This window comes from Ornithinibacter sp. (genome assembly GCF_035443565.1).
In the GTDB taxonomy this organism is placed as follows: Bacteria; Actinomycetota; Actinomycetes; order Actinomycetales; family Dermatophilaceae; genus Fodinibacter.
This window is the reverse complement of sequence record NZ_DAORSO010000148.1, coordinates 1-5,305: the sequence shown is the minus strand read 5'-3', so window position 1 is coordinate 5,305 and position 5,305 is coordinate 1. Positions and strand designations below refer to the sequence as shown.

The following is a 5,305-nucleotide window of genomic DNA, read 5'->3' as shown; positions in this document are numbered from 1 at the left end:
GCTTCACACGGCGCCGGGCAGAGCCGACCGGTGAACTCGGGGAAGTTGTTCGTCGCGTGGAGGCGGTCGATGGCCTGGCGCCACTCCCCCTTCCACGCGAGGTCGTTCCACTCCGGGATGAGGTTGCCGAGCGGGCAGCCGCTGTGGCAGAACGGGATGCCGCAGTCCATGCAGCGCCCGGCCTGCCGCTGCAGCTCGGGCACCGGCTGCTCCTCGTAGACCTCCTTCCAGTCCTTGATCCGGACCGGAACGGGGCGACGTCGCGGCAGTTCACGCTCACGCGTGCGCAAGAAACCTTGGGGGTCAGCCACGGGAGGCCTCCATGATCCGCTCCCACACCTGGGTGCCGTCGGGGTCCAGCCCTTCCGCCGCCGCCTTGGCCCGCACGTCGAGGACGCGCTGGTAGGAGCGAGGAAGGACCAGGGTGAATGCCGAGCGGGCGGAGTCCCAGTCGGCGAGGAGTCGGGCTGCGACCGCTGAGTCGGTCCACCGGTGGTGGCGCTCGAGCAGGTCGTGCACGACGAGTTCGTCCTCGGCGCGCAGCGGCCCGAGGTCGACGAGCTCACGGTTGACGTGGGCCGGGTCGAGGTCGAGCACGTAGGCGACGCCACCGGACATGCCGGCGGCGACGTTGCGCCCGGTGGGCCCGAGGATGAGCGCGGTGCCGCCGGTCATGTACTCGAGGCCGTGGTCACCCACGCCCTCGACGACCGCGGTCGCACCCGAGTTGCGCACGCAGAAGCGTTCACCGACCCGTCCGCGCAGGAAGAGCTCACCCGAGGTCGCGCCGTAGCCGATGACGTTGCCGCCGATGACGTTGTCCTCGGCGACGAGGGCGGATGCCGGTGCCGGGCGGACGATGACGCGCCCACCGGAGAGCCCCTTGCCGACGTAGTCGTTGGCGTCGCCCTCGAGGCGCAGGGTGATTCCGGCGGGCAGGAAGGCCCCGAGGCTCTGGCCGGCCGAGCCGGTCAGGGTGAGGTCGATGGTGCCGTCGGGCAGCCCGTTCGGGTGCGCCTTGGTCACCTCGTGCCCGAGCATCGTGCCGACGGTGCGGTTGACGTTGCGGATGCGGAACCGGGCGGTCACCGGGGCGCCGTTGTCGATGGCGTCGCGCGACGCCGCGATGAGCTCGTGGTCCAGTGCCTTCTCGAGGCCGTGGTCCTGCCCGATGGTGTGTCGGATGCCGGAGCCGTCCGGGCTCTCCACGCGCGCCAGGATCGGGGCGAGGTCCAGGCCGGAGGCCTTCCAGTGGTTGATCGCCTTGGAGGCGTCGATGTACTGGACCTGCCCGATGGCTTCCTCGATGCTGCGGAAGCCCAGCGCCGCGAGGTGCTCGCGGACCTCCTCGGCGATGTACTCGAAGAAGGTCTCGACGAACTCCGGCTGGCCGGAGAAGCGGGCGCGCAGCTCGGGGTTCTGGGTGGCGATTCCGACCGGACAGGTGTCCAGGTGGCACACCCGCATGAGGATGCACCCCGAGACCACGAGCGGCGCCGTGGCGAAGCCGAACTCCTCGGCACCGAGCAGGGCGGCGATGACGACGTCCCGACCGGTCTTGATCTGACCGTCGACCTGCACGACGATGCGGTCGCGCAGACCGTTGAGAACCAGCGTCTGCTGGGTCTCGGCCAGGCCGAGCTCCCACGGACCGCCGGCGTGCTTGAGGCTGGTCAGCGGGCTGGCGCCGGTGCCGCCGTCGTGGCCGGAGATGAGGACGACGTCGGCGTGTGCCTTGCTGACGCCGGCCGCGACCGTGCCGACGCCGACCTCGGAGACGAGCTTGACGTGGATGCGGGCCTGCGGGTTCGCGTTCTTCAGGTCGTGGATGAGCTGCGCGAGGTCCTCGATGGAGTAGATGTCGTGGTGCGGCGGCGGGCTGATCAGGCCGACGCCCGGCGTCGAGTGCCGTGTCTTGGCGATCCACGGGTAGACCTTGGGACCGGGCAGCTGCCCGCCCTCGCCGGGCTTGGCACCCTGGGCCATCTTGATCTGGATGTCGTCGGCGTGGGTCAGGTACAGCGAGGTGACGCCGAAGCGGCCTGAGGCGACCTGCTTGATGGCCGAGCGCCGCTGCGGGTCCATCAGTCGCTCGGGGTCCTCGCCGCCTTCACCCGTGTTCGAGCGGGCCTTGAGCCGGTTCATCGCGATGGCCAGGGTCTCGTGCGCCTCCATGCTGATCGAGCCGTAGCTCATCGCACCGGTGTTGAAGCGCTTGACGATCTCGGCGACGGATTCGACCTCCTCGATCGGCACGGGCGGGCGCGGCTGCGCTCCCCCGAGCTCGAAGAGGCCGCGCAGGGTCATCAGGCGCCCGGCCTGCTCGTCGATGCGACGGGTGTACTGCTTGAAGACGTCGTAGCGACGGGCCCGGGTGGCGTGCTGGAGCCGGAAGACGGTCTCGGGGTCGAACAGGTGCGGCTCACCCTCGCGGCGCCACTGGTACTCACCACCGACGAGCAGCTTGCGGTGGGCCTGGCGGATGCCGTCGGGCGGGTAGGCCATGGCGTGGCGCGCCGCGGTCTCGGCGGCGATGACGTCGAGGTCGACCCCCCCGAGCTGGCTGACGGTGCCGGTGAAGAACTCGTCGACGAGGTCCTGGGAGAGCCCGATGGCCTCGAAGACCTGGGCACCGCGGTAGGAGGCGACGGTCGAGATACCCATCTTGGACATCACCTTGAGGACCCCCTTGCCCAGGGCCTTGATGAGGTTGGCGACGGCCTTCTCCTCGGTGACCGCGGTGATGGCTCCGCTGCGGACCATGTCCTCGACGGTCTCCATGGCGAGGTAGGGGTTGATCGCGGCTGCGCCGAACCCGACGAGCAGCGCCACGTGGTGCACCTCGCGCACGTCGCCGGCCTCGACGAGCAGGCCGACCTGGGTGCGGGTCTTCTCGCGGATGAGGTGGTGGTGCACCGCGGAGGTGAGCAGCAGCGACGGGATGGGCGCCAGGTCGCGGTCGGAGTCGCGGTCGGACAGCACGACGAACCGGGCGCCCTGCCCGATCGCCGTGGACACCTCGGCGAAGATCTCGTGCAGGCGGGCTCGCAGGGCCGCGGCGCCGCCGTTGACGTCGTAGGTGCCCTTGACGACCACGGTGCTGTAGCCGGGCAGGTCACCGTCGGCGTTGATGTGCACGAGCTTGGCGAGCTCGTCGTTGTCGATGACCGGGAAGGGCAGCACCACCTGGCGCGCGTGCGCCGGGGAGGCGTCGAGGACGTTGCCCTCGGGGCCGATCGAGGACCCGAGCGAGGTGACGAGCTCTTCGCGGATCGCGTCGAGCGGGGGGTTGGTGACCTGTGCGAAGAGCTGGCTGAAGTAGTCGAAGACCAGTCGCGGCCGGTCGGACAGCACGGCGAGCGGGGTGTCGGTGCCCATCGAACCCAGCGCCTCGAGGCCGGCGGAGGCCATCGGCGCGAGGATGAGCTTCAGCTCTTCCTCGGTGTAGCCGAAGGTGCGCTGGCGCCTCGCCACCGAGGCGGCTGTGTGGATGATGTGCTCACGCTCGGGCAGGTCGGACAGCTCGAGCAGGCCCGCGTGCAGCCACTCCTCATAGGGGTGTTCGCCCGCCAGGCCCGACTTGACCTCCTCGTCGCTGATGATGCGGCCCGCCGCGGTGTCGACGAGGAACATCCGGCCCGGCTGCAGCCGCCCACGGCGCACCACCCGCTCGGGCTCGATGTCCAGGACGCCTGCCTCGGAGGCGAGCACGACGAGCCCGTCGTCGGTGACCCAGTAGCGGCCCGGACGCAGGCCGTTGCGGTCGAGCACCGCACCGATGAGGGTGCCGTCGGTGAAGGTGACGCAGGCCGGGCCGTCCCACGGCTCCATGAACGTGGAGTGGAACTCGTAGAAGGCGCGCCGCGCGGGGTCCATCGACTCGTGGTTCTCCCACGCCTCGGGGATCATCATGAGCACGGCGTGCGGCAGCGACCGGCCCCCGAGGTGGAGCAGCTCGAGGACCTCGTCGAACGTCGCCGAGTCGGAGGCCCCGGGGGTGCAGATCGGGAAGACCCGCTCGATGTCGCCGGGGATGACGGTCGAGCTGATCTGGCTCTCGCGCGCCCGCATCCAGTTGCGGTTGCCCTTGACGGTGTTGATCTCACCGTTGTGCGCGATCAACCGGTAGGGGTGCGCGAGCGGCCAGCTCGGGAAGGTGTTCGTGGAGAAGCGCGAGTGCACGAGAGCCAGCTCGGAGGCGAAGCGCTCGTCGGACAGGTCGGGGAAGAACGGCTCGAGCTGACCGGTGGTGAGCATGCCCTTGTAGACGACCGTGCGGGCCGACAGGGACGGGAAGTAGACCTCGGCCTCGTGCTCGGCGCGCTTGCGCAGGCAGAAGGCCACGCGGTCGAGCTCGATGCCGCGAAGCCCCTGCTCGGAGGTGACGAACAGCTGACGGAAGACCGGCATGCACTCGCGGGCGGACTGGCCGACGAGGTCGGGGGTCACGGGCACGTCACGCCAGGCGATGACGCGAAGGCCCTCGTCCACCGCGATGTCGGCGATCCGCTGCTCGGCCAGGGCGCGCTCGTCGTCGTCCTGGGGCAGGTAGGCCATGCCGACGGCGTAGGCGCCGGCCTCGGGGAGGTCGGCATCCAGGACCGCGCGGAAGAACGCGTCGGGGACCTGGGTGAGGATGCCGGCGCCGTCACCCACCAACGGGTCGGCGCCGGTGGCACCGCGGTGGTCGAGGTTGCGCAGCGCGTCGAGGGCGTGCGCGACGATGTCGTGGCCGGCACTGCCCCGCATCGTCGCCACGAGGGCCACACCGCAGGCATCGTGCTCGTGCTCGCGGCGGTACAGGCCCGTGTCGGTGGGCTGGGCGGAGAAGCGGGCGACGGTCACGTCGCATCACCGTCCTCTTCAGTCGTGGGCCCTCGAGGGGCCGGGCACGGCAAGGTCAGCGCGGACGGCTCTGGCCACGTGCCGGAAGACTATCGCCCGGCGGCGCGGTCTCGCGATTTGAGTTTCGCTATCCCACATTCCGGGATTCGGGTTCGCTCTGCGGGACAGCGTTGCGCTCGGCGCGGCGACCGGTGAACCAGTAGATCCACACCCCTAGGGCGAAGACGATGATGCTCGTCCAGACGTTGAGCCGCACCCCGAGGATGATCTCGGCCTTGTCGGTGCGCATGAACTCGATGACGATGCGGCCCACGGGGTACCCCGCGACGTACAGCCCGGCGAGCTGCCCCGGGGCCAGCGCACGCCGCTTGTCGATGACGAGCAGCGCCACCGCGAGGATGACGAGCCAGATCATCTCGTACAGGAACGTCGGGTGGAACACCCCGAGGACGACGGGGTT

General features: G+C 70.2%; 2 protein-coding genes and 1 pseudogene. All 3 read right to left on the bottom strand.

Annotation, left to right across the window (positions count from 1 at the left end):
• A pseudogene (gene gltD, locus PLL68_RS12115) lies at positions 1-311 on the bottom strand (glutamate synthase); the annotation flags it as partial.
• Complete coding sequence (gene gltB, locus PLL68_RS12110; protein ID WP_324534421.1) at positions 304-4,845, bottom strand: glutamate synthase large subunit; 4,542 nt, start codon at positions 4,843-4,845, stop codon at positions 304-306. The gene gltB and the pseudogene gltD, both read right to left, overlap by 8 nt.
• A gap of 127 nt (positions 4,846-4,972) precedes the next feature.
• Positions 4,973-5,305: prolipoprotein diacylglyceryl transferase family protein (locus tag PLL68_RS12105; protein ID WP_324534419.1), on the bottom strand; the 333-nt coding region annotated here is incomplete at its 5' end.